The organism is Streptomyces sp. NPDC059832 (assembly GCF_042731715.1).
Taxonomy (GTDB): domain Bacteria; phylum Actinomycetota; class Actinomycetes; order Streptomycetales; family Streptomycetaceae; genus Streptomyces.
This window is the reverse complement of sequence record NZ_JBHWIY010000019.1, coordinates 1-22,899: the sequence shown is the minus strand read 5'-3', so window position 1 is coordinate 22,899 and position 22,899 is coordinate 1. Positions and strand designations below refer to the sequence as shown.

General features: G+C 71.0%; 20 protein-coding genes and 1 riboswitch. Of the genes, 7 read left to right on the top strand and 13 right to left on the bottom strand.

Features of this window, described 5'->3' with window-relative positions; all coding sequences use genetic code 11:
• The 3 genes from ACFV8T_RS28540 to ACFV8T_RS28530 form a co-directional block, all read right to left on the bottom strand.
• On the bottom strand, window positions 1-896 hold an 896-nt coding region (locus ACFV8T_RS28540), incomplete at its 3' end, for an aminoglycoside phosphotransferase family protein (RefSeq protein WP_385332914.1).
• A 101-nt stretch (window positions 897-997) separates the two neighbouring features.
• On the bottom strand, window positions 998-2,680 hold the full coding sequence (locus ACFV8T_RS28535) for a hypothetical protein (protein WP_385332912.1): 1,683 nt from the start codon (window positions 2,678-2,680) through the stop codon (window positions 998-1,000).
• Between the two features lie 97 nt (window positions 2,681-2,777).
• Window positions 2,778-6,143, bottom strand: a complete 3,366-nt coding sequence (locus tag ACFV8T_RS28530; RefSeq protein WP_385332910.1) for a glycosyl hydrolase — start codon at window positions 6,141-6,143, stop codon at window positions 2,778-2,780.
• Window positions 6,144-6,356: 213 nt separating this feature from the next.
• Here ACFV8T_RS28530 and ACFV8T_RS28525 point away from each other — a divergent pair, with 213 nt between their 5' ends.
• Complete coding sequence (locus ACFV8T_RS28525) at window positions 6,357-7,373, top strand: LacI family DNA-binding transcriptional regulator (RefSeq protein WP_385332908.1); 1,017 nt, start codon at window positions 6,357-6,359, stop codon at window positions 7,371-7,373.
• A gap of 27 nt (window positions 7,374-7,400) precedes the next feature.
• Here the strand turns inward: ACFV8T_RS28525 and ACFV8T_RS28520 are convergent, their stop codons facing one another.
• From ACFV8T_RS28520 to ACFV8T_RS28505, 4 genes are all read right to left on the bottom strand, one after another.
• Window positions 7,401-8,273, bottom strand: a complete 873-nt coding sequence (locus tag ACFV8T_RS28520; protein ID WP_385332905.1) for an EamA family transporter — start codon at window positions 8,271-8,273, stop codon at window positions 7,401-7,403.
• A 287-nt stretch (window positions 8,274-8,560) separates the two neighbouring features.
• Window positions 8,561-9,214: an HD domain-containing protein gene (locus ACFV8T_RS28515; protein ID WP_385332902.1), complete on the bottom strand. Its 654-nt coding sequence runs from the start codon at window positions 9,212-9,214 to the stop codon at window positions 8,561-8,563.
• A gap of 77 nt (window positions 9,215-9,291) precedes the next feature.
• A complete protein-coding gene (locus ACFV8T_RS28510) occupies window positions 9,292-10,371 on the bottom strand; it encodes an NAD(+)/NADH kinase (protein WP_385332899.1) in 1,080 nt (359 codons plus the stop codon).
• Between the two features lie 235 nt (window positions 10,372-10,606).
• Window positions 10,607-12,004, bottom strand: coding sequence for an APC family permease (locus ACFV8T_RS28505; protein ID WP_385332896.1), 1,398 nt, complete (start codon window positions 12,002-12,004; stop codon window positions 10,607-10,609).
• Between the two features lie 359 nt (window positions 12,005-12,363).
• On the opposite strand from ACFV8T_RS28505, the gene ACFV8T_RS28500 reads away from it, so the two are divergent.
• Together ACFV8T_RS28500 and ACFV8T_RS28495 are read left to right on the top strand one after the other, a co-directional pair.
• Entirely contained in the window at window positions 12,364-12,681 is a 318-nt protein-coding gene (locus ACFV8T_RS28500; protein WP_385332893.1) for a hypothetical protein, read from the top strand.
• A complete protein-coding gene (locus tag ACFV8T_RS28495; RefSeq protein WP_385332890.1) occupies window positions 12,678-12,884 on the top strand; it encodes a hypothetical protein in 207 nt (68 codons plus the stop codon). The genes ACFV8T_RS28500 and ACFV8T_RS28495 overlap by 4 nt, the downstream gene beginning before the upstream one ends.
• A 39-nt stretch (window positions 12,885-12,923) precedes the next feature.
• Here ACFV8T_RS28495 and ACFV8T_RS28490 read toward each other — a convergent pair whose 3' ends face one another.
• Entirely contained in the window at window positions 12,924-13,409 is a 486-nt protein-coding gene (locus ACFV8T_RS28490; RefSeq protein WP_385332887.1) for a transglycosylase SLT domain-containing protein, read from the bottom strand.
• A gap of 4 nt (window positions 13,410-13,413) precedes the next feature.
• A riboswitch (cyclic di-AMP (ydaO/yuaA leader) is annotated at window positions 13,414-13,600 on the bottom strand.
• 643 nt (window positions 13,601-14,243) lie between these two features.
• On the opposite strand from ACFV8T_RS28490, the gene ACFV8T_RS28485 reads away from it, so the two are divergent.
• Window positions 14,244-15,914 (top strand): ATP-binding cassette domain-containing protein, encoded by a 1,671-nt coding sequence (locus ACFV8T_RS28485; protein ID WP_385332884.1) that lies wholly within the window; start codon window positions 14,244-14,246, stop codon window positions 15,912-15,914.
• An 85-nt stretch (window positions 15,915-15,999) separates the two neighbouring features.
• Here ACFV8T_RS28485 and ACFV8T_RS28480 read toward each other — a convergent pair whose 3' ends face one another.
• The 3 genes from ACFV8T_RS28480 to ACFV8T_RS28470 form a co-directional block, all read right to left on the bottom strand.
• On the bottom strand, window positions 16,000-16,674 hold the full coding sequence (locus ACFV8T_RS28480) for a DUF305 domain-containing protein (protein ID WP_385332881.1): 675 nt from the start codon (window positions 16,672-16,674) through the stop codon (window positions 16,000-16,002).
• A gap of 103 nt (window positions 16,675-16,777) precedes the next feature.
• Window positions 16,778-17,161: a hypothetical protein gene (locus ACFV8T_RS28475; protein ID WP_385332878.1), complete on the bottom strand. Its 384-nt coding sequence runs from the start codon at window positions 17,159-17,161 to the stop codon at window positions 16,778-16,780.
• A 153-nt stretch (window positions 17,162-17,314) separates the two neighbouring features.
• On the bottom strand, window positions 17,315-17,866 hold the full coding sequence (locus tag ACFV8T_RS28470; protein WP_385332875.1) for a DinB family protein: 552 nt from the start codon (window positions 17,864-17,866) through the stop codon (window positions 17,315-17,317).
• Between the two features lie 60 nt (window positions 17,867-17,926).
• Between ACFV8T_RS28470 and ACFV8T_RS28465 the strand changes: the two genes are divergently transcribed.
• A complete protein-coding gene (locus tag ACFV8T_RS28465; RefSeq protein WP_385333126.1) occupies window positions 17,927-18,910 on the top strand; it encodes a helix-turn-helix transcriptional regulator in 984 nt (327 codons plus the stop codon).
• Window positions 18,911-18,931: 21 nt separating this feature from the next.
• Here the strand turns inward: ACFV8T_RS28465 and ACFV8T_RS28460 are convergent, their stop codons facing one another.
• A complete protein-coding gene (locus tag ACFV8T_RS28460; protein ID WP_385332872.1) occupies window positions 18,932-20,911 on the bottom strand; it encodes a heavy metal translocating P-type ATPase in 1,980 nt (659 codons plus the stop codon).
• A gap of 103 nt (window positions 20,912-21,014) precedes the next feature.
• Here ACFV8T_RS28460 and ACFV8T_RS28455 point away from each other — a divergent pair, with 103 nt between their 5' ends.
• Window positions 21,015-21,416, top strand: a complete 402-nt coding sequence (locus tag ACFV8T_RS28455) for an ArsR/SmtB family transcription factor (protein ID WP_385332869.1) — start codon at window positions 21,015-21,017, stop codon at window positions 21,414-21,416.
• 16 nt (window positions 21,417-21,432) lie between these two features.
• Here ACFV8T_RS28455 and ACFV8T_RS28450 read toward each other — a convergent pair whose 3' ends face one another.
• A complete protein-coding gene (locus ACFV8T_RS28450; protein ID WP_385332866.1) occupies window positions 21,433-22,272 on the bottom strand; it encodes an alpha/beta fold hydrolase in 840 nt (279 codons plus the stop codon).
• Between the two features lie 57 nt (window positions 22,273-22,329).
• Between ACFV8T_RS28450 and ACFV8T_RS28445 the strand changes: the two genes are divergently transcribed.
• Complete coding sequence (locus tag ACFV8T_RS28445; protein WP_385332863.1) at window positions 22,330-22,803, top strand: MarR family winged helix-turn-helix transcriptional regulator; 474 nt, start codon at window positions 22,330-22,332, stop codon at window positions 22,801-22,803.
• Window positions 22,804-22,899: the final 96 nt, after the last annotated feature.

Sequence of the window (22,899 nt, the reverse complement as noted above, 5' to 3'; positions counted from 1 at the left end):
CCCGGTCGCCGGGATTGACTGGCGAGCACGGCTTGAGCGTCACAGCCTGGGCTGGCCACCCGGGGGTTGCCTGCGGCGTACGAGGTGTAGGCGTTCAGGCCGGTGGCCAGCGCCCAGCCCCGCCCCCTGGTCCAGGTGGCCTCGTCCACGCCCAGCGCCTCGCGGAAGACCGCCCGGCTGTCGGCGGACATCAGGGTGAACGCGATGGTCAGATCGCAGGCCGGGTCGCCGATGCCGAGTTCGCCGAAGTCGATGACCGCGCTGAGGCGGCCTGCGGTGGTCAGCAGATTGCCGGTGTGCAGGTCGCCGTGGAACCAGACCGGGGGGCGGGCCCATCCGGGCGCCCCGAGCGCCGCGTCCCACAGCCCGGTCATGGCCGCCGCGTCGAACGTGCCGTCGACCTCCGCGATGGCGGCCCGCGTCGCGTGGTCCCGGTCGGCCAGTGACCGCACGGTCAGGCCCTCGTGGTCCTCACCGGGCGCGGCGCGCTGCAGGGCCGCCAGGAACCCCGCCAGCTCGACGGCGGCGTCCGCCGAGTCCGCCAGGCCCTCGACGGTCGCCACCTCGCCGTCCAGCCAGCGGGACACCGCCCAGGGCCACGGGTAGCCGAAGTCCGGCTCCCCCACCCCCATCGGCACCGGGACGGCCAGCGGCAGGCCCGGGGCGAGGCGGGGCAGCCACTCGGATTCCTTCCGGGCCTGCCCGGCGGCCCCCGAATGGCGGGGCAGCCGGACGGACAGTTCCTCGCCGAGCCGGTGGATCACATGGTCCGAGCCGGCCGGGTCGAGCAGCTTCAGCGGCAGTTCCGCCCACTGGGGGAACTGGGTATCGACCAGGCGTTCGACGAGTGCGGTATCGATAGCGGGGCGGACGTCCACCGGTCGCTCGACGGTCAAGAACCGGCCCCTGCCTCCGGCCCGCTCCGTACGGCGGGCGAGTACCGGCCATCACAGCGTGCCCGGCACTCGCCCGTCCACCCGTTTTCCGACCGGCCTCGCTACGGCGTTGCCGCTGCGACGCCGGTGACAGGGCCCTCGACGAACACCGGTGACGGACCGGCCTCCAGAGTGAAGCGGCCGTCCGTCGGCTGCCTGACGGAGCGTCGGCCCCAGGAGTCGACCAGAGCGACCGGGCCGGTCGCCGACACCGTGAGGTTGCGGGCGGTGGTGGCCCACACCACGCGGGTCGTGCCGCCGCCGGTGAAGCGGACGGAGTAGGCCGGTGCGGTCAGGCCGTCGTTCCCCTCGTACGTCTTGCCGCCGAGCATCCGGGCCACCACGGCCTGGGCGACCGCGGCCGGTTTGGGCGCGTTGGCGGTGACCGAGACCGGGTTCGCGGTGGTGGCGGTCACGGGCTGCCGCAGCATGCCGAAGTTCTGTTCCTTGTTGGCGGGGTCGCTGCCGTCGTCGACCAGGTCGTACCAGTAGACCCGGGTCACACCATTGCCCAGGCCGATGGCGTAGAGCCGGATCAGGTTGTCGGCCTGCTGGCGCTCGGTGGTGCCGTGACCGGTGTCGGTGGGCCAGCCCATCTCGCTGAGAATGATCGGCTTGTCCTTGCCGTCGTTGGCTGCGCGGATCCGCTGCCGCAGGCCGGCGATGGTGTCGCCGGAGCTGCCCAGCCACTCCGGTCCGCCCGGGTAGTGGTAGGGGTGGACACTGTAGGCGTCCATCGCCTTCAGTCCACCGCGGTCGATCAGGTCCGGTGCGAAGCACTTGGTGCCGTCTGCGCGCACGCAGTTGCCGATGCCGATGGTGGCCGGGCCGACGACCGAGGCGCCCGGGTCCGCGGCCTTCACGGCCTGGTGGACCCCTTTGAGCACCTCCAGGTAGCAGGCGGCGCTCGTCCCGCAGGCGCTGTTGTTGAAGGTGCCGCCGTTGTACTCGTTGAGCACCTCGACGTTGCTCTGGTCGTACTGTTTCAGCACCGCCGCGGCAAACTTCCCGAAGGCCGCGATACCTTCGGGGCTGCTCGGCGTACGACCTTTGTCGTACAGGGCGTTGGCGCCGTTCGCGATGATCAGCGGGGTGATGCCCAGCGCGCGGGCGCGGGCCATTTCGGTGGCGAAGACGGCCGGGAAGGTGTAACTGCCCTTCGCGGTCTCGAACCGGTCCCACCAGGCGTCCTCGCGGATGTGCGCGATGCCTGTCTTCCGTGCCTCGTCCAGCACATCGAGGCCCCAGCCGGCGCGTCCGATGTGCACGGCGGCGCCGAACGGCGAGGCCGGGGCGATCACACTGTCCGGCACCGGTTCGATGACGGCGAACGAGGTGCGCAGGTCGGTCGGGTCGGTGGAGGAGCCCGCGTGCAGGGCGAGTTCGAAGTAGCCGGGGGCGAGGTCGGCGACGGGGATCGTGGCCTTACCGCCGGAGAGCCAGCTGGTGCCGCCGCGCACCCGGGTGCCCTGCTCATCGGTGACCGTCCAGGAGACCGAGGCCGCCGAGGAGCCGAACTCCACGGCGCCCTGGCCCCGTTGGAAGATCAGGCTCGGCGAGGTGACCGACAGGGTGTGCGTCGCGGCGGGGGCGGACGGGGGGAGGGCCACGATCAGGGTCAGTGCGAGGGCCGGCGCGAGAGCGAGAGCCGGCACGCGGGCAAAGGGTGAGCGCCGTCGTGGGCGTGCCCGGTCGCGGCGCCGGGAGCCGGCCGCATCGCCCGTGCCGATGGAGGTGTTGGTCATGGTGGTTTCGCCCTCTCGCTGTTGATTCGACGTGCCGGTGGTCGGGAACGACGGCCGGTGGGCGTCGCAGGCCGCGGCGCCCACCGGCCGGGGCAGGTCAGCGGGTCAGCTGTACCTGCTGGTAGCGCACCAGCTTCCAGTTGTTGAGCCCGTCGCCCCAGGTCTGCCATCCGTCCAGACCGAGCGAGCGGTAGTTGTCCCGTTGCACACCGTCGTTCTTGTTGACGGTCAGGGTCAGCGAGAACGAGGGGTCCTCGGGCGACAGCGGGGCGATCCGATTCCACGGCACGGCGACCAGGTAGGTCGTCGTCCCGGCCTCCTCGTCGCGGGCCACCCGGACATCGGCACCTTCCACGGATCCCACCGGGTAGTCCTTCGGCAGGGATTCGACGAAGACACCCGGCCCCTCCGTCACGGTGTCACCTGCGTAGAGCATGTACCAATCGGCGCCCCAACTCCCCAGCCCCTCACCGGGTTTGCCCGGCTGGACCCCGATGCCGATGCTGTCGCCGGCGGGCAGCCAGGCCACCTTCTGCGCCGCCCGGTGGTTCTTCTCCCGGACGACCGCGGATACGTAGAGGTTCTTGTCGTCCCAGGTCGCCCACATGTCACCGTCGGCGACGGAGGGTTCGATGCCGTTGTACGAGCCGACTTCGGAGAGGTCCACCTTCGGGGCGTTCCCCAGACCGGTGAGCTTGCCGTCCACCAGGTGCGGGGTGGCCCTGGCGATCGGGCTGAAGCCGAAGGAGTCGCTGTCGTGTGCGGTGCGTCCGTCCGCGAATCTCGCGGTCACCCCGACGGGCTGGACGGCGTAGGGGGAGGCTCCGTCGACGGCGGCGCGGAAGGTGCGGGTGGCGAGCGGCGGGACCGCACCGCCGTCTCCTGCGCGACGGCCCGCGATGGTTCCGCTGCGGTCGCCGAAGGACCAGTCGATCCCGGTCACCCGGACCGGCGCGTCCGGCGAGTGGTTGGTGACGCTCACCGCCAGCCGGTCGGTGCGGGCGGCGCCCTTCACCGACATCTCCGGGGACACGTCGACCGTCACCGGCTCCGTCGCCACCTCCGTGCCGGTCGCGACCGCGCCGGCCCGCTTCCCGTCAAGGGTGACCGCCGCGGCCAGGCCACGGCTGCCGGGCGTGTCACCCGCCGGGACCTTCAGCACGGCGCCGGCCCGTCGGCCGGGCGCCGCCGAGACGGTGACCCGCCGGCCCTCGATCTCGAAGACCGCGGTGCGCCTGTGTGTCGATGCCCCCTCGCCGTGGCCCGTGGCACGGTTGTCGAGTGTGGCGGTCACCGGAACGTCCGCGCCCGCCGCGATGTCCTTCGGTGCGGACAGCGAAAGCAGCGGTGACTCCTCCACCTTGTCGACCGCGGACCGCAGATAGACCGGGGCGCCGGTGGCCGTGAGGTGCACCCAGCCGTTCACCGGCTCCAGCACCCGCTCCGAGCCGAGCATGTCCACCACGGTGACCGGCTTTCCGGTCCGCACCCGGACCGGTTTGCCGGTGCGGTCACTGCTCCACAGGGCCGTGGTGACCGAGCCGCCACCGGGCGAGCCGGACGCGGACCTGAATGTGTACGCGTGCAGGTCGCTGTCGCCGGTGCGCAGCCGTCCGGTGAACGCCGCTTCGGTCAGTTCGCGGGCAACGGTGGAGTAGGCGAGGTAGGCGGGCTTCGGATTGAGCCCGTTGGCCTCCGGGCCCGTCTTGCGCAGCAGGCCGAAGTTGTGTTCCCCGTTGCTCGGCCCGTTGCCGTCGTTGATCAGGTCGTACCAGTAGTAGCGGGCGACGCCTGCGGCCTTGGCCTCCAGCAGGGCGCGTGCGGTGGCCTGTGCCTGGGTCTGCTCGCTGACTCCGATGCCGTCCCGGTCGGCGGAGGTCCAGCCCTGCTCGGTGATCCAGATCGGGAGTTCCCTGCCGTCGTTGTACTGGCGCATCAGCCGCTTGAGGCCCGCGATGTCGAGCTCGACGCCCTCGGGGTCGCCCGGGGCGCGGTAGGGGTGGACGGAGATCGCGTCCATGTGCTTGAGCCCGCCGAGCTTGAAAAGCTCCTCGAACCAGTCCAGGGGCACCTTGAACGACGAGGCGCCGACCACGGTGACCTTCGGGTCGGCGGCCTTGACCCCCGAGTACGCGGCGGCCAGCATCTTGGCGTAGCACTTCGCGCTCTGCGAGCACACGCCGTTGGAGAAGCCGCCGTAGTACTCGTTCCAGACCTCCAGCGACTCGATCCGGCCGCCGGCCTTCTCCGCGACCTGTCCGGCGTACTTCCCGAATGCCTGGTACGCCTCGTCGGTGCTCGGGATGTTGCCGTAGTCGGAGTTGCCGAAGCCCAGCGGCATCAGGCCTTTCTGGCCGCGTGCGCCGAAGTCCGCGGTGACGCGTTCGCTGGCCTCGGGCCATTGGTACTCGCCCTTGGGGTGCTCGATGCTGCTCCAGTAGACGGAGTCGACGCGCAGTGCGTCGGCACCGGCACGGGCGGCGAGCCTGGTGCTGTCGTCCCAGGCGTCGCCGGGGGCGGAGCGGTGGTGGTGGTTGATGCCGAAGAAGGAGTCGGTGGTGCGCTTCGGGTCGGGGCCGGGGTGCTGCACCGCGAAGCCGGCCGCACGGGCGACCGGGGCACCGTCCGCGGCGGTCCCCCGAAGCGTCAATGTGTAGTAGCCGAGCGGGAGTTCACCGGCATCGACGGCGCCTTCCCGGGTGGCCGGGTCGATGGCTGCGGCGCCCTGCCGCACGGTGCGGCCCCGGTAGTCGCGGACGCTCCAGGGCACGGTGCGGTCGCGGGCGGAGAGGACCCCGAAGGTAGCCCGCGCGCCCGGGTCGAAGAGGTTGCCCGGGGTGGTCACGTCGATCTTTACGTCATCGGTGTCGACCGGGGACGGGGCGAAGGCGTAGCGGGCGAAGCAGACCGGTTTCTCGCTGGATCCCATGTCCTGTGCCCAGGAGGCGATGCGCATGTCCCGGCCGTACTGCCCGCCGGCGAACGCCCCGTCGGGGATGTAGAAGTGCGCGGTCTTCCAGGTGTTGGTGCCGGTGGTCTTCACGATCCGTGAGGTGCTCCACGGATTCGCGCCCGCATCGTAGACCAGCGCGAACTTGGCTCCGGGCGCGTCGAAGTAGTCGATGTCGACGGCCGCGTGGTTCGCCCCCTCGTGCTTGAGGCGGGCGTCCACGGTGACGTACAGGTACTGGCTGGGGCGGCCGGGGCCGATCTCCCAGCAGTCGCGGTCGCCGTACGTCTTGACGTTGGCGCTCGCCTCGTCGCTGCCGGGAGACGCGTCGATGGTGGCGCCCTGGGCCTCAAGTGTCTTCCCGAACACGGCGGTTGCCGATTCGTCGGTGCGCGTGGCGGTGGCTCCGGCTCTCTCTGCGGAGGCGGCGGCCGGGCCGAAGGCCAGCAGGCCCAGCAGCGTGGAGAAGGCCACCGCCGCGCGGGACAGGCGTCTGCGTGGTCGATGTCGCATGGCGTGAAACTCCCTGATCATCGGGCGCGGGGGTGCTGCGCGGGATCTCTGCGGAGAACGTGGACGGACTGAGCCCGATGCGGCTCCGGGCCGTTGCGCAACCGCTTGCTCAAACGCGGCACAGACTGGTCTCGCAAACAGACCCTGTCAAGGGTTCGCACAGTAACCGACGTAATCGCACAAGCAGTTGCGCATCATGGATAGGCTGATGCCATGTCGGAACGAGGCAGGGTCACACTGAGCGATGTCGCGGCGGTCGCCGGAGTTTCGCTCTCCACGGCGTCGAGGGCGTTGAACGGCGGCGGCCGGGTCTCGACGGCGACGCGATCACGCATAGCCGAGGCGGCGCGCAGGCTGGACTTCCGCCCCAACGCCCTGGCGCAGTCCTTCGCCTTGGGGCGGAGCCGCACGATCGGCATTCTCGCCCAAAATGCCCGGGGAGCCTTCACCGAGCCGGTATTGGTCGGGGCGTTCACCCACCTCGGCAGCCGGGAACAGGCCTGCCTCCTCTACGACACGAGTTTCGACCCGGACTCGATGGCCGACAGCGTCCGCAGGCTGCAGGCCCGGCGCGTCGACGGACTGCTGGTGCTCGGCGACGACCTCCGGTCCGAAATGCGGTCCGTCACGGCCGAGTTCTCCGTTCCGGTCGCCTACGCGTTCGGGCTCACCGACCTGGAGGGCGACTCCTGCTACGTCCCCGACAGCCGGATGGCCGGCCGGCTGGCGGGCGAGCACCTGCTGTCGCTGGGCAGGCGACGCATCGCGCACATCACCGGCGAGGCGGCCGACACCGCCACGACGGGACGTGAGCAGGGGCTGCTGTCTTCGCTCGCCGAGGCCGGGCTCTCCCCCGCGACCGGCACGCTCCGGGGCGACTGGAGCCGGGCCTGGGGGGTCACCGCCTGTCGCCGCCTGGTCGATTCCGGCACCCGGTTCGACGCCGTCTTCTGCGGCAACGACCAGATCGCGCTCGGCGTGGAGTCGGTCCTGCTGGAGTCGGGAAGGCGGGTCCCGGACGATGTCGCACTGGTCGGCGTGGACAACTGGGAGTACGTGATCAGCGGCCAGCGCACCCGCCATCTCACCACCGTCGACATGGGGTTGGCCGCGCTGGGCGCCGCCGCGGCGGCCCAGGTGGCCGACGGGCGCGACGCTCCCGGGATGCACGCCCACCCGTGCACGCTGGTGGTCGGCGCGACGACGGTCGGGGATCAGGCCGGGGCCTGAGCCGCTTCGGCCCCGACTGTCCCGCGGTCATTCGGCGGCGGCGAGTCGGGCCTGCGGCTGGACGGTGACGAGCGCGATGCCCCCGCAGCACACAGCGAGGAGCAGCAGCTCTGCGGGAGAGGGCGCGGGCGCGGTGTCCAGCGCCCAGTCGCCCAGCCGCACGGTGAAGGGAACGGCCAGTTGCACGGCGGCCGTGAAGACCGGCCCGCGCAGCAGGATGAGCCGGTGCTGCACCAGGTAGGCCGGCGCGTAGACGGCTGCGCCCAGCACCACTGTGCCGCCGGTCGCGGCGGGTGTCGGCGGATGGGCGATCAGCGCGGGCAGGGCCATCGGGAGCAGCAGACAGGTGGCGGCGGCGAGCAGCACGGGCAGCACGGCGAGCGGTGGCAGCCCCGACAGCCGCTTCCGGTACAGGAACCCGTACACGGCGAAGGCCACGGTCGCCGCGGCCACCAGCAGCAGCCCCATCCCGTCCGCATCGCCCGCGTCCGCACCGAGCGCCGCGTATCCGGCCGCCGCCGCGCAGGCGAGTGCCGCCCCCGCCACCTTGCGCGGCCCGGACCGTTCGCCGAAGAACATCGCGCCGACCGCCACCGAGGCGCACGGCATCAGCGCGACGACGAGATTGGTGAGCGAGGTTCCGATGCGCGGGATGGCGAGGAGGGTCCCTGCCGCGTACCCGGCGAATCCGAGCAGGCCCAGCAGCCATACGGTGCCCGGCCTGGCGGCGGCCCGGCGCAGGTCGGCCCGGCCGTCGGCGGTGGAGGCGGCGACGGCGGTGAGCACCGCGCAGCACACAGCGGTTCGGCCCACGGCGACGATCAGCGGATCGGTCCCGGTGACCAGGGCGCCGGAGAGCAGCCAGGTTCCGGAGAGCAACAGGACGAGGACGGCCGGCATCGCATGGCCTTTCCGTGGGTGGCGGAGGAGGCGGGCGGAGAGTGCGGAGCCGTTCGACGGCCGGACCGCCCGCGTCACCGAGGTGCCCGTCGGCGCCATCGGCGGTGGGCGCACGCCCACTTGGCCGGAACGGTGACCGGAATGGTGAGCCGTGCGAAGAGCGCGATGACGCTGCGGCCGAGCTCGCTGGTCCCGCACCGGCCCCCTCTGCACGGTCACTTTCCTGCAGGCGCCAACTATATCGACGGGCGCCGTCTCCACCAGGTCATGGGGGCTGCTCGTCCGCGTCACTCCGGCCAGGCGGAATCCAGGATGGTGTCCACGAAGTTGCCACGCTCGAACCCGGGTGCGTAACGCTCCAGGACATCGGCTTTCACATTGCCGAACGTGGTGTCCGGCTTGGGTTCGATGCCTTCGGTGAAGGCCCTGAGGATGCGCCGCTTGAAGTCGGGGCGGGGGTGGAGGGCGACGATCGCCGCACGGTCCGCTTCGCTGATGTCGTCGTACCCGATGCCCAGTACGTCGTACTCCACACCGGCCGTCACCAGTGCGACCTCGGGCTCCATGAACGACGGGATTCCCGGCGTCGTGTGGAGTGCGATGGCCGTCCAGACGCGACGGATGCTGTCCTCGGGCACACCGCGGCTCTGCAGGAATCGCCGTGCCTCGTCGGCGCTGTCCACCTCGAACCGGCGCCCGCTGCCGCGGAATTCCTCGTTGAGCCCGAGATCGTGGAACATGGCTGCGACGTAGAGCAGCTCCGGGTCGAAGCTCAGCCCGCCGTTGTGTCCCTGGAGCCCGCCGAAGAGGTAGACGCGGCGGGAGTGGTGGTAGATCAGGTCGTCGGTCGTGTCACGCACCAACTGGGTCGCGGCCGAGGCCAGTTCGGTGTCGGGAACCGTCACGGTGGTGAAGGCGGGGAGATCGGCACTGCTGGGCATGGGAACTCCTTTGTCGTACGGCACTTCTGCCTCGTGGCCCCGGTTCCCCGGCGGGAAGCGGGTGGAATCCGGCGTGGTCAGAGACCGGCCGCCCCGTCCCTGTCCGCCGGGGAGAGATGGAGATGGGCCAGGTCGTGCGGGACCGGTCCGTCCGGTCGGAAGAGCGGCGCGCTCTCCCCGTCGGCCGCCGTGGCCGGCGCGTCCGTGAGGCGCAGGCGCGTGCGCAGCCGCCCGTAGAAGTCGTGCGGGCCGAGCCTGATGACCCGCAGACGGCGCGGTGCCGCGTACGCCCCGAGCCAGTCCCCGGCGTCCAGCACGCCGCGCAGCTGCCCGTCGATGGTCACCGCGCCCTGGCCCGAGTGCGGCAGGACCCGTACGGCGATCGGTTCGTCGGCCGCGGCGACCACGGTGCGGTCGAAGGTCATGTGCGCCGCCACGGGCGTGAAGAGGACGGCGTCCATGCGCGGTGAGACCACCGGACCGCCTGCGGCGAAGCTGTAGGCGGTCGAGCCGGTGGGCGTGGCCATGATGACCGCGTCGGCCGAGTACGAGGCGAGGAGGCGGCCACCGATGTAGACGCCGAGGCTCACCTGCCGGTCGCGGGCGAGCTTCTCCACGACGACGTCGTTGAGCGCGGTGACGTCCAGCGCCACGCCCCAGCCCTCCGCCGCGGCCTCCTCGTCCAGGGCGACCTGGGGAGGCGGCAGCATGGGGCGCCGCCCGTACCCCATCAGGGCATCGATGTCCGGGGGCACTTCGAGTACGCGGGAGGCCCGCATGGTCAGGGTCATGCGCTCCTCGACCTCCGCCCGGCCCCGGTGGACGGCGTCGAGCGCCCGGACCACGTCGCCGACCGGCACCTCGGTGAGGAAGCCGACGCGGCCCAGGTCGATCCCGAGGACGGCGCCGTCGTTCTTGGCGGCGATCCTGGCGCCGCGCAGGAATGTCCCGTCACCGCCGAGCGTCACGATGAGATCGGGGTTGCCCGCGACATCGGCCTCCTCGCGCCCGCCGCGCCTGCGTTCGTCGTCGCGCCACACGTCGATGTCCGTGCACGGGATGCCTTCGCGGGCACACCAATCGCGTACGACGTCCGCCGCGACGACGGCCTCGGGCCGGCCCTGGTGAACGACGACTCCGACCCGCTCGACACTCATCCCGCCACGACTCCCCGTGTTCCGACGACGCCCTCACCCCACTGTGAGGGAATCAGGGGTGTGTCCGCCCGTCGCCGGGCCGACACCGCGCCCGGTCGGGCGATCGGGTCCGGTGACGGGCCCCGGATGGCCGGATCCGGGCTCCCCGCACCGGGGCGTGACGGACGGCACGGGAGCGGCCCGCCGGCGGATGATCTCCACCGACGGGCCGGGCACCGCACGGAACACGTCCGGGTCAGGACTGCGCGTCCTCCGGAATGCTGACCAGCCAGCGGGTCTCCCGGCGGGGTCGCAGGTAGAGCGCCCAGTAGAGCGTGGCGACCGCGGTGATCCCGCCGGTCCACAGCAGGTACTCGGTCTCCTGCTGGGTCAGGATGTACGCCAGCACGGCGATCAGCAGCACGGGGATCGCGGGCCACAGCGGCATGCGCCAGGCCGGCGCCTCGCGGTGCGACCCGCGGCGGCAGAGCAGGGCCGCGACGGCGACCAGCAGGTACATGGCGGTGACGGATACGCCGGTGACTCCGTACAGGGTGTCGAGGTTGACGAAGCAGAGCGCCGCTCCGGGAACGCCGACGACCAGGGTCGCGACCCACGGGGACCCGAACCGGCCGAGTCGGGACAGGGCGTGGTTGATCGGCGCGGGCCATGCCTTGTCACGGGCGGAGGCGAACAGCACCCGCGAGTTCTGGATGACCATCACGATGCCCGCGTTGATGATCGCGAGGGCGACGCAGAGGCTGACGAAGGTACCGACGGCCGAGTTGGACCAGGCGGCGACCATGGTGTTGAGGTCACCCGAGGTCAGGGCCTCCAGGTCCGGGGCGCCCAGCGTGATGGCGATGACCGGGACGAGGATGACGGCCGTGGAGATGGCGAGGGTGGCGAGCACGGTGCGGGCCACGTTGCGCCGCGGGTTCTCCAGTTCCTCCGAGAGGTAGACCGCCGTGGAGAAGCCCTGGGTGATGAAGAGCGCGATCGCGAGACCGGAGACCACCATCATCGCGGTGACGGTCGAACTCGTGCCGCCCGGCGAGGCGACCGACCCGTGCACCAGCGCCGACGCACCGCGCTCGGAGTGGGCGAAGCCGAGAACGGCGACGACACCTGCCGCGATCACTTCGAGGACGAGGAAGATTCCGGTGATCCACGCGTTGGCGCGCAGGTCGAGGAGGCCGGCGAGGGTGGCGAGCACCATGACACCGGCACCCGCGACGGGAGCCGGAATGTGCACGATGGGTGCGAGGTAGTCGGCCGTTCCCATGGCGATGACCGGTGGCACGATCATCACGACCAGCAGCGAGAGCACGAAGACGAGCCACCCGGCGAGCCGCCCCGCCATGGTCGACACCATGGCGTACTCGCCTCCGGCACTCGGAATGAGCGTGCCCAGCTCCGAGTAGCAGAAGGCGACCGCGATGCAGAGCAGCGAGCCGATGGCGATCGTGAGGGCGGTGTACGTGCCGAGGCTGGAGAACAGGTCCGGGACGACCACGAAGAGGGTCGAGGCGGGCGTCACGCAGGAGAGCGTGAGCAGAGTTCCGCCCACGACGCCGATGGAACGCTTGAGCTTCTGTGGGGTGGGGCCGGTCGCTGGGGCGAGCGCCTGGGGAGCGCTGAGCGTTTCGGTCATCGTGCGGTTCCGATCAACAGGTGCGGTGTCTGAGCACGGGAGCGGTATCGCCTCCAGACGAGGACGTGGTGAGTGGTTTCGTCGCTCCCAGCGCGACATGCAATCCTGACGTGTTCCGCAGGTCAAGAGGTGTTCACCTTCGGAATTCGTTGTTCCGAGGGGCCGATCCGACGATTTGGCGTTAACAACGCGTCATAGTCCGGGGATCGGCGGGTGCGGGAACCGCAGCCCGGCCCGATGGAAAGTTTCCCCCATATCCAGCATCCGGAAGGGCGGGGCGGTGTCCCGCACGAGCGGGCGCGGTCGGGGCGTGGAGCCCGCAGGTCGCGCATCCGCGGTCTTGGTGCCAGCCTGGAGTCATGGCTTGGGCGTCATGGACGACTTGCGGTGTGTTCTCCGGGCACGGTGGCGTGCTCACGGAGGAGGTCGGTGTCCTGTCCGGGGACCTGACCGTTCACACGACTTGGGCGGATGACTCGGCCCAGGTGACCGTGCAGTACACGGGTGCGATCGACTGGTTCACCATGTCGGGCAGTCCCGTGCCGTGTTGTTCGGAGGAGGACAGCCGTCGTCTGCACGATGCGGTGGTGCAGGCGGTCCGGAAGGGTGAGGCGGCCACCGTTCCCGTGCCGCCCCGCCCCACCCGGAAGCAGGCGGCGGAGCCCGCCCAGGAGTGACGCCGGCGCGTCGACGATCACACGTCGCGGAGCGCGGCCAGTCGGTCGCCCGAGCCGACCGCCAGGCCGGCCGGATGGGTCAGCGGCTGTCCCTGCCTACGGCCGTCGCGCTGCGCAACACGGCACTGCGCCTCGCACCGTCCCGCGTCACCGTCGGCACGATCCTGCGCCATGTCGACCGGACGCCCCCGCGGCTGGGGTGACCGCGGGGGCGACGGCCCGGAGACCGTTGGTTCCGTATGTCAGTAGGCCCCGGAGACGTTGTCGATGGAGCCGTACTTGGCGGCCGCGTAGTTGCACGCTGCCGTGATGTTGGCGACGGGGTCGTAGCTGTCCATCGCCGTGCCCGGCACGTGGTAGGCCCGGAACGTCGGATCGATGATCTGGAGGAGGCCCTTGGACGGCGTTCCGGCGGCGGCGTTCGAGTCCCATCTGTTGATGGCGAGGGGATTGCCGGAGGACTCGCGCATGACATTGCGATGGATTCCGTTGTAGCTGCCGGGGATGCCGTGCTGGGCCATGACAGCCAGCGACTCCTTGATCCAGCCGTCCAGATCGTCCGTGTACGCCGCGGTCGGTGCGGCACTGGCGGTCCGCGCCGGCGCCGCCGAGGCGGCGTGGGCACCGATCAGCGGAAGCATGAGTACGGCGGCACCCGTGCCCAGGGCGATGAAGCCCCTGGTCAGCGAGGTGGTCCTGCGACGACGGTACGTACCCGTTGAGGTCATGATGGATTCCTCTCCGTCGCCTGCGAGGTGAGCTGTCGGGTTCGGGCTGGAGATGCCTGGCCGCACACGAATGCGACTTCACCCCGAGCCGTTCCGGATACCGGATCGGCGGCTTACCTGGGTCCCCCGCTCCTGCCGTACACGAGTGGATGGGATTACCGGGCGGCGGCAGGATTCGGCGTTCCGTCCGGATTGACGGTGACCGTAGGCGAGAAGGACCGAAAGGGACAAGCCCCTGATTTCATAACGCAATTCACTTACAAGATCGATTCATTGGAATCGGGGTAATCCACCTCACATGGAACGGTTCGCTTTCCTTGCGGGGAAAGGGAACCGAATTCCACGGTGGGACATTCGAGGGCTCGAACGTGACTCGCGCCACGAAATCCCAAAAGGTACATATCGCCCTGTGCTCGAAAGTCGTAATTGCACCAAACACCCCCTTATCACCCAAAAGGGCAACTGTCCTGGATCGCTCATACAGGACGTACGCGTCGTCGTCCGAGGCCCACGCCCAGGCCCAGGCCCCCACCCGAAACCGGGAGGCGTTGCCATCGCTCCTCCCCGTGGTTATGGTTTTGATGTCCTGTTGTCTCCGATAGAGGTGGACGTTGCGCATCTGAGGTTCGCGAACATCGCGCCGTACGGCACAGCCCGTACGCCCGTCACGCTGTAGCAGTGCTCCGTGCTGCCCGTGACCCCGCGTGGATGCGACCTCGGTGCATGAGCCGTCCCTCTGTCTTCCGGACGCCGCACCTTTCTCCGCTGCTCGGTCGCCGCGTGGTGCTCGCATACGAAGCCCCCGTCACTGCGCTTGCGAATGCGAGGAACACCATGGCGACACCCACCACCCCCCACGCCTCCCTCACCTGCTCGGCCCTGTCCTTCCGGTGGCCGGACGGCACGACGGTCCTCGACGGCCTCTCGCTCAGCATCGGCCGGGGCCGCATCGGTCTCGTCGGCACCAACGGCGCGGGCAAGTCCACACTGCTGCGGCTGCTCGCCGGTCGACTGCGCCCCTCCCAGGGTTCGGTGACCGTGGGCGGCAGTCTCGCCCACCTTCCGCAGAACATCACCCTCGACACGACACTGCGGGTGGACCAGGCCCTGGGCATCGCCGAACAGCGTGACGCGCTGCGCGCCATCGAGGCCGGCGATGTCGACGAGAAGCACTTCGAGACGATCGGCGACGACTGGGACGTGGAGGAGCGGGCCCTGGCGACACTGGGCTCACTCGGACTCGGCGGCGTCGAACTGGACCGCACCGTCGGCCAGTTGTCCGGCGGGGAGACCGTCCTGCTGCGCCTGGCAGCGCTGCTGCTGGAGCGTCCCGATGTCCTCCTCCTGGACGAGCCCACCAACAACCTCGACATGTTCGCGCGCCGGAGGCTCTACGAGGCCGTCGACTCCTGGCGCTCGGGCGTACTGGTCGTGGTCAGCCATGACCTCGAACTGCTGGAGCGCGTGGACCGCATCGCCGAACTGCGCGCCGGGTCCGTGAACTGGTACGGCGGTGGCTGGTCCGCGTACCAGGAGGCCGTGGCCACCGAACAGGAGGCCGCCGGACGGACGTTGCGGGCCGCGGAGGCCGATGTGCGGCGCCAGCAACGCGAGTTGGAGGAGACCCGGGTGAAGCTGGCCCGGCGCCAGAGGAACGGCAGGAAGATCGAGGCCGAGGGGAGCCTCCCGAAGATCCTGGCCGGCCGCCGCAAGCGGTCCGCGCAGGAGTCGGCGGGCAGACTTCGCGGCGTCCACGAGGAGCGGCTCGGCGAGGCGCGCGAACGCCGGGAGGAGGCCGCGGACGCGCTCCGCGACGATGCCGAGATCCGCGTGAGCCTTCCCCACACGGCGGTGCCCGCCGGACGCGGCGTGTTGAACCTGCACGAGTTGCGCCCCCGGTTCGGCAGGCTGCGCGAGGGCAGTCTCCGGGTGCAGGGACCCGAGCGGATCGCCCTCGTCGGTCGCAACGGCGCCGGGAAGACGACACTGCTGCGCACGATCACCGGTGAGCTGGCCCCCTTGTCCGGCGAGGCCAGGACCTTCGTACCGACGCGGTTCCTTCCGCAGCGGCTCGACGTGCTGGACGAGGAGCTGAGCGTCGCGGCGAACGTGGCCCGCATGGCGCCCGGGGTCACCGACAACCACATCCGTGCCCAGCTCGCGCGCTTCCTGTTCCGGGGGAAGCGCGCGGAGCAGCCGGCGGGCACGCTGTCGGGCGGAGAACGCTTCCGTGCCGCCCTCGCGGCGACGATGCTCGCCGCACCGGCCCCGCAGCTGCTGATGATGGACGAACCGACCAACAACCTCGACATCGCCAGCGCGCGGCAGCTGACCGGTGCGCTGGAGTCCTACGAGGGCGCACTGCTGATCGCCAGTCACGATCTGCCGTTCCTCGAATCGGTCGGCATCACCCGGTGGCTGCTGGTCGCGGAGGAGCTCCGGGAGACCACCGCACAGGAGGTGGGTGATCTGCTGGCGACGCCGGAGCACGCGAGCCCGGCCTGATCCGGACGCGAGGCCCGAGGGGTGCGGGCCTTCGCATGACGTCGTCCGGACCGTCATGCGAGGGAGGCCCGCACCCCTGCCGGGATCAGAGCCGGTCGATGATCTTGTTCATCTGCTCGATCTCGGCGGTCTGAGCCGTGACGACAGCGCCGGCGAGCTTCTTCGCGCCGGCGTTGTCGCCGTTCTTCTGCTCGTCCTCGGCCATGGTGACCGCGCCCTGGTGGTGGCCGATCATGAGCTGGGCGAACCTCTTGTCGAAGTCCCTGCCCTTGGCCGCCGCCAGGTCGTCCATGTCCTTGCCGGACATCATTCCGGGCATTCCCGAACCGTCCGAGCCGTGGTCCATCCCGGGCATGTCACCCATCGGGGACGAGGACGCGGGCAGCGGCTTGCCCCACGAAGTCAGCCAGCCCTTCATCGTGTTGATCTCGGGGTCCTGGGCCTTCTCGATCGCGGTGGCCAGCTTCTTGATCTCGGGGTCGAAGGCGCGGCCGTCGGCCAGCTTCGCCATCTCGATGGCCTGCTGGTGGTGCGGGATCATCTGCTGCGCGAACGTCACGTCCGCATCGTTGAACGCACCGCCGGGGGTGGCCGGTGCGGAGGCACTGCGCGAGCCGTGGTTCATGCCGGGCATGGACGAATCGTCGGGCTTCGAGCCGTCGGAGGAACCGCAGGCCGCCAGCGTCAGAGCGAGGGCGGCGACGGTGCCGGCGGCCGCGATTGTGCGGCGGCGGGCAGCAGAGGACAGGGAAGCGGACATCACGGATTCTCTCCAGGTGGACGCGCCACGTCCGTGGCGCGCGAAAGGGGCAGGGTCGTCCGGCCGGTCCGGCCCCAAAGGGCCGTGGACCGGCGGATTCCTGTCACGTCCGCGCGATGCACACCTGGAGCAGCAGATCCCTGCCGGCGAACGGCGGTCCCCGCCGCGCCGGTCCGCGTACGGCCGTACGGCGCCCGGCGAGCGCCCGAACGGCCAGGAGCACCAGACCCAGCGCCATCAGCAGCGGCAGCACCCGGTCACGGGCATGGGTGAATACGCACGACTCGCCGTCCGTCGCCGGCCTGGCGGCGGCAACGCGAGCGGGGTCGTGCTCGCCCCGCACGGCAAAGTGACCGGCAGTCGTGGTCATGGACACGGGCGCGGTCACGGCCATCGCGTCGTGACAGCCCTCCGCGGCGCTCGCCGGTGCGCCGTGCATGAGGAACAGTCCGCACAGGACGGCACACAGCACGAGCAGCCGGGACACTCCCGGTGTGCGCGTCCGTCCGCGATCCACGGCTGCCTCGAATGCTCGGTCGTACGGGTCCTGCGGTCCGGGCCCGACGATACCCCCACCGGGTTTCCCGTTCCGTGGCGCCCCGCCCTCCGCACCAGTGGCGGCCGTCCGGCGGACGCGGTGTCACCGCGGCGGGTCCTCCCCCACGAGACCGTCCACCGACTCCCGGATGAGGTCGGCGTGGCCGATGTGGCGGGCGTACTCCTCGATCATGTCGATCAGGACGCGCCGCAGACTCGGGGACTCGCCGCTGGACGTGGTGTACCGGCCGATGTGCCCCGGGCCGCCGTCCGCCAGCGCCTCGGCGACCACGGCGCGGGAGCGCTCCACGGCGCCCCGCCAGAGCGCCGTCAGTTGCTCGGGGGTGTCCTCGGCGGCCGTTCGCCACTCCCAGTCGGGATCGGCGTCCCAGTCCACCGCGTCCCACGGAGCCCCCGGTTTCCGCGCGAGCAGCAACCGGGCGAAATGCGTGTCCTCGACACAGGCCAGGTGCTTGAGCAGCCCGCCCAGGGAGACCGTCGACGTGCCGATCGTCGCTCGCAGACCGGCCGCGTCCAATCCCCCGCACTTCCACGCCAGGGTCGCGCGCTGGCGCTCCAGCGAACCGAGCAGGGTGGCGGTTTCGTCGCCCGCGAGCGGAGGTTCCGGAAAGACCGACTCGTTGTTCTCACTCATGGCGAGGAGAGTACGGTCCATTGCGGACGTTCTACTTCCGCAATGGGGACTGATCTGCCGATGGTGCACGACGCGAGCCCGACCGCTCGGGCGCTCCTGGCTCTTGAGCTGATCCAGGACGGCCCAGGCATCACGGCCGACCGGCTGGCGGACCGGCTCGGCGTCTCCGGACGGGCGGCCCGCCGGTACGTCGGCATCCTGCGGGAGGCCGGTGTCCCGGTCGAGTCCGTGCGGGGCCCTTACGGGGGCTACCGCGTCGGCCGAGGTCTTCGGGTTCCGCCCCTTATGTTCACCACCGCAGAGGCCCTCGGGCTCGTGATGGCCGTGCTGGAGCGGCGTCGGGACGCGGCCGGCACGGCCGAGGACCCGGTGGAGAGCGCGCTCGGCAAGATCATCCGCGTGCTGCCGGAGCCGGTCGCCGAGCCGGCCCAGGCCGTCCGGAGAGTGGGCGCACCGGTTCCGGACTCCGGCGCCGCGAGCCCCAGCCCCGAGACCACGGCCCTGCTCGTCCAGTCCTGCGCCGCGGGCCGCCGGCTGCGGCTCGGATACCGGTCGGGTCCGGGGGCGGAACGGACGATGGAGGTCGATCCGTGGGCCGTCGTCGTGCGTCGTTCCCGCTGGTATCTGCTGTGCTGGTCGCACACGAAGAACGCCAGACGCGTCCTCCGGGTGGACCGGGTCGCCACCGTCGACGTGCTCGGGGAGACGTTCGCGCCTGCGGCCGGTCTCGACCCGGTACGGACGCTGGAGGAGCACCTCTCCGAAGGCTGGAAGTACGAGGTGGAGGTCGTCATCGACGCCCCCGTGGCCGAGGTCGCTCAATGGCTGCCGCGCAGCCTGGGGCGCCTGGAGGAAGCGGACCCGGACCGCACCCGCCTCGTCGCCACCACGGACGAACCGGACTGGTACGCCGAACAGCTCATGGCGGTCAGGGCGGCGTTCCGTATCGTCGGGCCGCCCGAACTGCGGGAAGCCGCCCGCGTTCTCGGCGAGCGGTTCCTGCGGGCAGGCGCCCTGCCGCCCGAAGAGGACCACGAGGGCTGAGCCGGTCGTCCGCCGGCAGGTTCAGCGGTGGCCGGCGGCGCGCGTCCAGGCGGCTTCCCGCAGCAGGCGCAGGCCGTTGAGGCCGACGATGACGGTGGAGCCCTCGTGCCCGGCGACGCCCAGCGGGAGCGGCAGCGTGCCGACCAGGTCCCAGACGACGAGGCCGGTGATGAAGACGGCCGCGATGACCAGGTTCTGCACGACGAGGCGGCGGCACCGGCGCGAGAGCGCCACGGCGGTGGGAATGGTGGCGAGTTCGTCGCGGACGACGACGGCGTCGGCGGTCTCCAGGGCGAGGTCGGAGCCGGCCCGGCCCATGGCGATGCCCGTGTGGGCCGCGGCCAGTGCCGGGGCGTCGTTCACGCCGTCCCCGACCACGAGCACCCTCCGCCCGGCACTCTCCAGCTCCCTGACCGCGTCCACCTTGTCCCGCGGCAGCAGTCCGGCCCGGATGTCGTCGATCCCGGCTTCGGCACCCAGGCGGGCGGCGGCGCGCGGGTTGTCCCCGGTGATCAGCACCGGCGTGCTGCCGGTGAGTTCGGTGAGGCGGGCGACGGTGGTCCGGGCATCGGTGCGCAGCCGGTCGGCGATGCCCAGGACACCGACGGGCATGCCGTCGCGTACCACCAGCGCAACGGTACGGCCGGCCTCCTCCAGCCGAGCGGAGAGCTCGGCGGCCGCTCCGTCGGCGCCGGTCCGGGCGGCCGGCAGGCGGGCCGGGCTGCCGACGGCGACCACCTGGCCGTCCACGGTGGCGGTGACGCCGACGCCCGGGGCGGAACCGAAGTCCTCCGCCGGGGGCAGGGCGAGACCGCGTGTCCGGGCGGCTTCGGTGACGGCGCGTGCGAGGGGGTGTTCGCTGGGGTGCTCGACCGCCGCCGCCAGGGTGAGCAGGGCGTCCTCGGTCAGGTCCGAGGAGGCGAACGGACGGATGTCGGTGACACGTGGGGTGCCCTCGGTCAGGGTGCCGGTCTTGTCGAGTGCCACGGCGTCGATCCGGCCGAGACGCTCCATCACCACGGCGGACTTGATGAGCACCCCGTGCCGTCCGGCGTTGGTGATCGCGGACAGCAGCGGCGGCATCGTGGCCAGGACCACGGCGCACGGCGATGCCACGATCATGAAGGTCATCGCCCGGAGCAGTGTGGGCTGAAGTGCCGCGCCGAAGGCCAGGGGCAGGGCGAACAGGGCGACGGTGGCGGCCACCATGCCGATCGAGTACCGCTGTTCGACCTTCTCGATGAACAACTGGGTGGGGGCCTTCGTCCCGGAGGCCTCCTCGACCATGGCGACGATGCGGGCGATCACCGAATCGGACGGGTCGCGCTCCACCGCCACCCGTAGCGCCCCGGTGCCGTTCAGGGTTCCCGCGAAGACCTCGTCGCCGGGCTCCTTGGGCACCGGCAGCGGCTCGCCGGTGATGGTTGCCTGGTCCACCTCGCTCGCCCCGTCGAGGACCCGGCCGTCGGCCCCGACACGCTCGCCGGGACGTACCAGGATCACGTCCTCGGCCTTCAACTCCTCGGTGGGAACGGTCTCTTCGGCGCCCGCGTGGCCGAGGCGGGTGGCCGTGGCGGGTGCGAGGTCGAGCAGTCCGCGTACCGAGTCGGCCGTCCGCGCGGTGGCGAAGGCCTCCAGAGCGCCCGAGGTGGCGAAGATGACGATCAGCAGCGCGCCGTCCAGCACCTGCCCGATCGCCGCCGCGCCGAGAGCCGCGACGACCATCAGCAGGTCGACGTCCAGCGTCTTCGCCCCGAGCGCCTTCAGGCCTTCCCGGCCCGGCTCCCAGCCGCCCGCGAGGTACGTGAGCGCGTACAGCGGACCCCACGTCCACCACGGGGCGCCGAGCAGGTACAGGGGCAGCGCGGCCAGGAACAGCACCAGCGCGGCCGCGGCCCAGCGGGCCTCCGGGAGAGCCAGGATCCGGGTGCGCCGCTCGGCCGCGACCGCGCCCCGGACCGGGCCGGCGGACGGGGCCGGGCGGGTGACGGTGGAAGACATGGGGTGGTGATCCTTCACGCGAGAAGGCGGAGTGGTTCGACTCCCGCACCATACAGGATCACATGAACACGCATTCATATGTGCATCTCCGTAGGATGAGGACATGGGCCACGGAGTTGACGCGAAGACTGCTGCCACCGCGCGCGAGCGCCTCGACACGGTGGGGGCCACCGAGGTGGCGTCCACCCTGCAGGCCCTCGCCACCCCGTCCCGGCTGCGCATTCTCGCCCGCCTCCAGGAGGGCCCCTGCCCCGCGACGGAACTCGCCGAGGCGGTCGGCATGGAGCAGTCCGCCTGCTCCCACCAGTTGAGGCTGCTGCGCAACCTCGGCCTCGTCTCCGGCGAGCGCCGGGGCCGCTCGGTGATCTACGCGCTGTACGACAACCACGTGGCCGAACTCCTCGACCAGGCCCTCTTCCACGTCGAGCACCTGCGGCTCGGCCTCCACGACGCTCCGTCGGAGGAAGTCGCGGGGGCCGATGACACGGTGGCCGCCCTGCGCTGAACCCCGGGACCACCCGTCAGACGGCGCCGCCCTCCCGGGCGGACACGGCCGTCAGGAATTCCCCGAGGATCTCGCCGAAGGCATCCGGCCGTTCCATGTGGGGATAGTGCGCCGCCCCCTCGACGATCGCCTCGCGCCCGTCGGCGACCGTCCGCGCGAGGCGCCGGCTCATGGCGAGGTGATCGTCCGAATCGATGGCGCCCGCGACGGCCAGCACCGGGACATCGATCTTCGCCGCCCGCGCCCAGGTGTCGGAGACGGACACGAGCCGGTCGGGTTCGTCCGCGGTGTGCTTGGCCAGCGTCCGCTCGGCCATCGCGCGCAGGCGTCGCACCACAGCGCCGTCGACGTCGTCCAGCGTGCGGTGCGGGCCCGCCGCGAAGAGCATGAAGGCGTCGACCCATCCCCCGATGTCACCGGCGGCCAGGGAGCGGGCCTGCTCGGCCAGGACCTGCCGGGACCAGGGGTCGTGGAACTCGGGCTCACTCGTCCCCGCCCCGCTGACGACCAGCGCACGTACCAGATCAGGGTGTTCGAGCGCGGTGTCGAGCGCGGTGGCCCCGCCCATCGACACTCCGACCAGGACCGCGGGGCCGGCGTCGAGATGGCGCAGCAGGGCGGCCAGGTCGTCCGTGTGCCGGAAGGGCCTGCTCGCGTTGGACGATCCGCCGTGCCCGCGGGCGTCCGGCACGATCACTCGGTGATCCCGCGCGAGCTCCGGCACCTGGTCGTCCCACATCCCGTGGTCCAGGAATCCGCCGTGCAGCAGCACGAGCAGCGGACCCTCCCCGGTGTCGCGGTACACGAGGCGGCCGTCGTCGGTTTCGAAGAATTTCAGCTCGGAGGCAGCATTCATGACAACCAAGGTGCCATCTGTTCCCCATATTGACAACCAAGGTGTCATCATGGCCGTATGACCGACAACGCTCCGCCCCTGGCACCCGAGGAACTGGCCCACCGGCTCACGGAGGTCTTCGCCCTGGTCGGCCCGCTCTACCGGCGTGTGCAACGCAAGGTGGAACAGGCCGCACCGATCGAGGGCCTGTCCGTCGGCGTGCGTGCCGTACTGGATCTGCTGCGTGAACACGGACCCATGACGGTCCCGCAGATGGGCCGGGCACAGGCGCTGAGTCGGCAGTTCGTGCAGCGCATGGTCAACGACGCCGCGGCCCGGCGACTGGTCGAGACCATTCCCAACCCGGCCCATCAGCGGTCGTCCCTGGTCCGGCTGACCGAAAGCGGCAGAGCGGCGATCACCGCGGCACTGACCCGCGAGCAGTTTCTGCTGCGCCAGGTGGACGGGGATCTGACTGACGCCGATGTGACGGCCTGCGTACGGGTGCTCGGCAGGATGCTGGACCTCTTCGACAACGTCGACGTGGACTGAGCTTGGCGTTTATCCTCGGCGGGCTTGGTGTTCCTTGATCGATTCGGCGCGTTTGACCGTCTTGCCGACATCGTGGTGCCTGGCCCGGTTTTTATT

What these genes read in the sequence shown, in the direction of transcription:
- ACFV8T_RS28535 (WP_385332912.1), bottom strand. Translation starts at nt 2,680, where the DNA reads ATGACCAACACCTCCATCGGCACGGGCGATGCGGCCGGCTCCCGGCGC.
- ACFV8T_RS28530 (WP_385332910.1), bottom strand. Translation starts at nt 6,143, where the DNA reads ATGCGACATCGACCACGCAGACGCCTGTCCCGCGCGGCGGTGGCCTTC.
- ACFV8T_RS28525 (WP_385332908.1), top strand. Translation starts at nt 6,357, where the DNA reads ATGTCGGAACGAGGCAGGGTCACACTGAGCGATGTCGCGGCGGTCGCC.
- ACFV8T_RS28520 (WP_385332905.1), bottom strand. Translation starts at nt 8,273, where the DNA reads ATGCCGGCCGTCCTCGTCCTGTTGCTCTCCGGAACCTGGCTGCTCTCC.
- ACFV8T_RS28515 (WP_385332902.1), bottom strand. Translation starts at nt 9,214, where the DNA reads ATGCCCAGCAGTGCCGATCTCCCCGCCTTCACCACCGTGACGGTTCCC.
- ACFV8T_RS28510 (WP_385332899.1), bottom strand. Translation starts at nt 10,371, where the DNA reads ATGAGTGTCGAGCGGGTCGGAGTCGTCGTTCACCAGGGCCGGCCCGAG.
- ACFV8T_RS28505 (WP_385332896.1), bottom strand. Translation starts at nt 12,004, where the DNA reads ATGACCGAAACGCTCAGCGCTCCCCAGGCGCTCGCCCCAGCGACCGGC.
- ACFV8T_RS28500 (WP_385332893.1), top strand. Translation starts at nt 12,364, where the DNA reads ATGGCTTGGGCGTCATGGACGACTTGCGGTGTGTTCTCCGGGCACGGT.
- ACFV8T_RS28490 (WP_385332887.1), bottom strand. Translation starts at nt 13,409, where the DNA reads ATGACCTCAACGGGTACGTACCGTCGTCGCAGGACCACCTCGCTGACC.
- ACFV8T_RS28485 (WP_385332884.1), top strand. Translation starts at nt 14,244, where the DNA reads ATGGCGACACCCACCACCCCCCACGCCTCCCTCACCTGCTCGGCCCTG.
- ACFV8T_RS28480 (WP_385332881.1), bottom strand. Translation starts at nt 16,674, where the DNA reads ATGTCCGCTTCCCTGTCCTCTGCTGCCCGCCGCCGCACAATCGCGGCC.
- ACFV8T_RS28470 (WP_385332875.1), bottom strand. Translation starts at nt 17,866, where the DNA reads ATGAGTGAGAACAACGAGTCGGTCTTTCCGGAACCTCCGCTCGCGGGC.
- ACFV8T_RS28465 (WP_385333126.1), top strand. Translation starts at nt 17,927, where the DNA reads ATGGTGCACGACGCGAGCCCGACCGCTCGGGCGCTCCTGGCTCTTGAG.
- ACFV8T_RS28460 (WP_385332872.1), bottom strand. Translation starts at nt 20,911, where the DNA reads ATGTCTTCCACCGTCACCCGCCCGGCCCCGTCCGCCGGCCCGGTCCGG.
- ACFV8T_RS28455 (WP_385332869.1), top strand. Translation starts at nt 21,015, where the DNA reads ATGGGCCACGGAGTTGACGCGAAGACTGCTGCCACCGCGCGCGAGCGC.
- ACFV8T_RS28450 (WP_385332866.1), bottom strand. Translation starts at nt 22,272, where the DNA reads ATGAATGCTGCCTCCGAGCTGAAATTCTTCGAAACCGACGACGGCCGC.
- ACFV8T_RS28445 (WP_385332863.1), top strand. Translation starts at nt 22,330, where the DNA reads ATGACCGACAACGCTCCGCCCCTGGCACCCGAGGAACTGGCCCACCGG.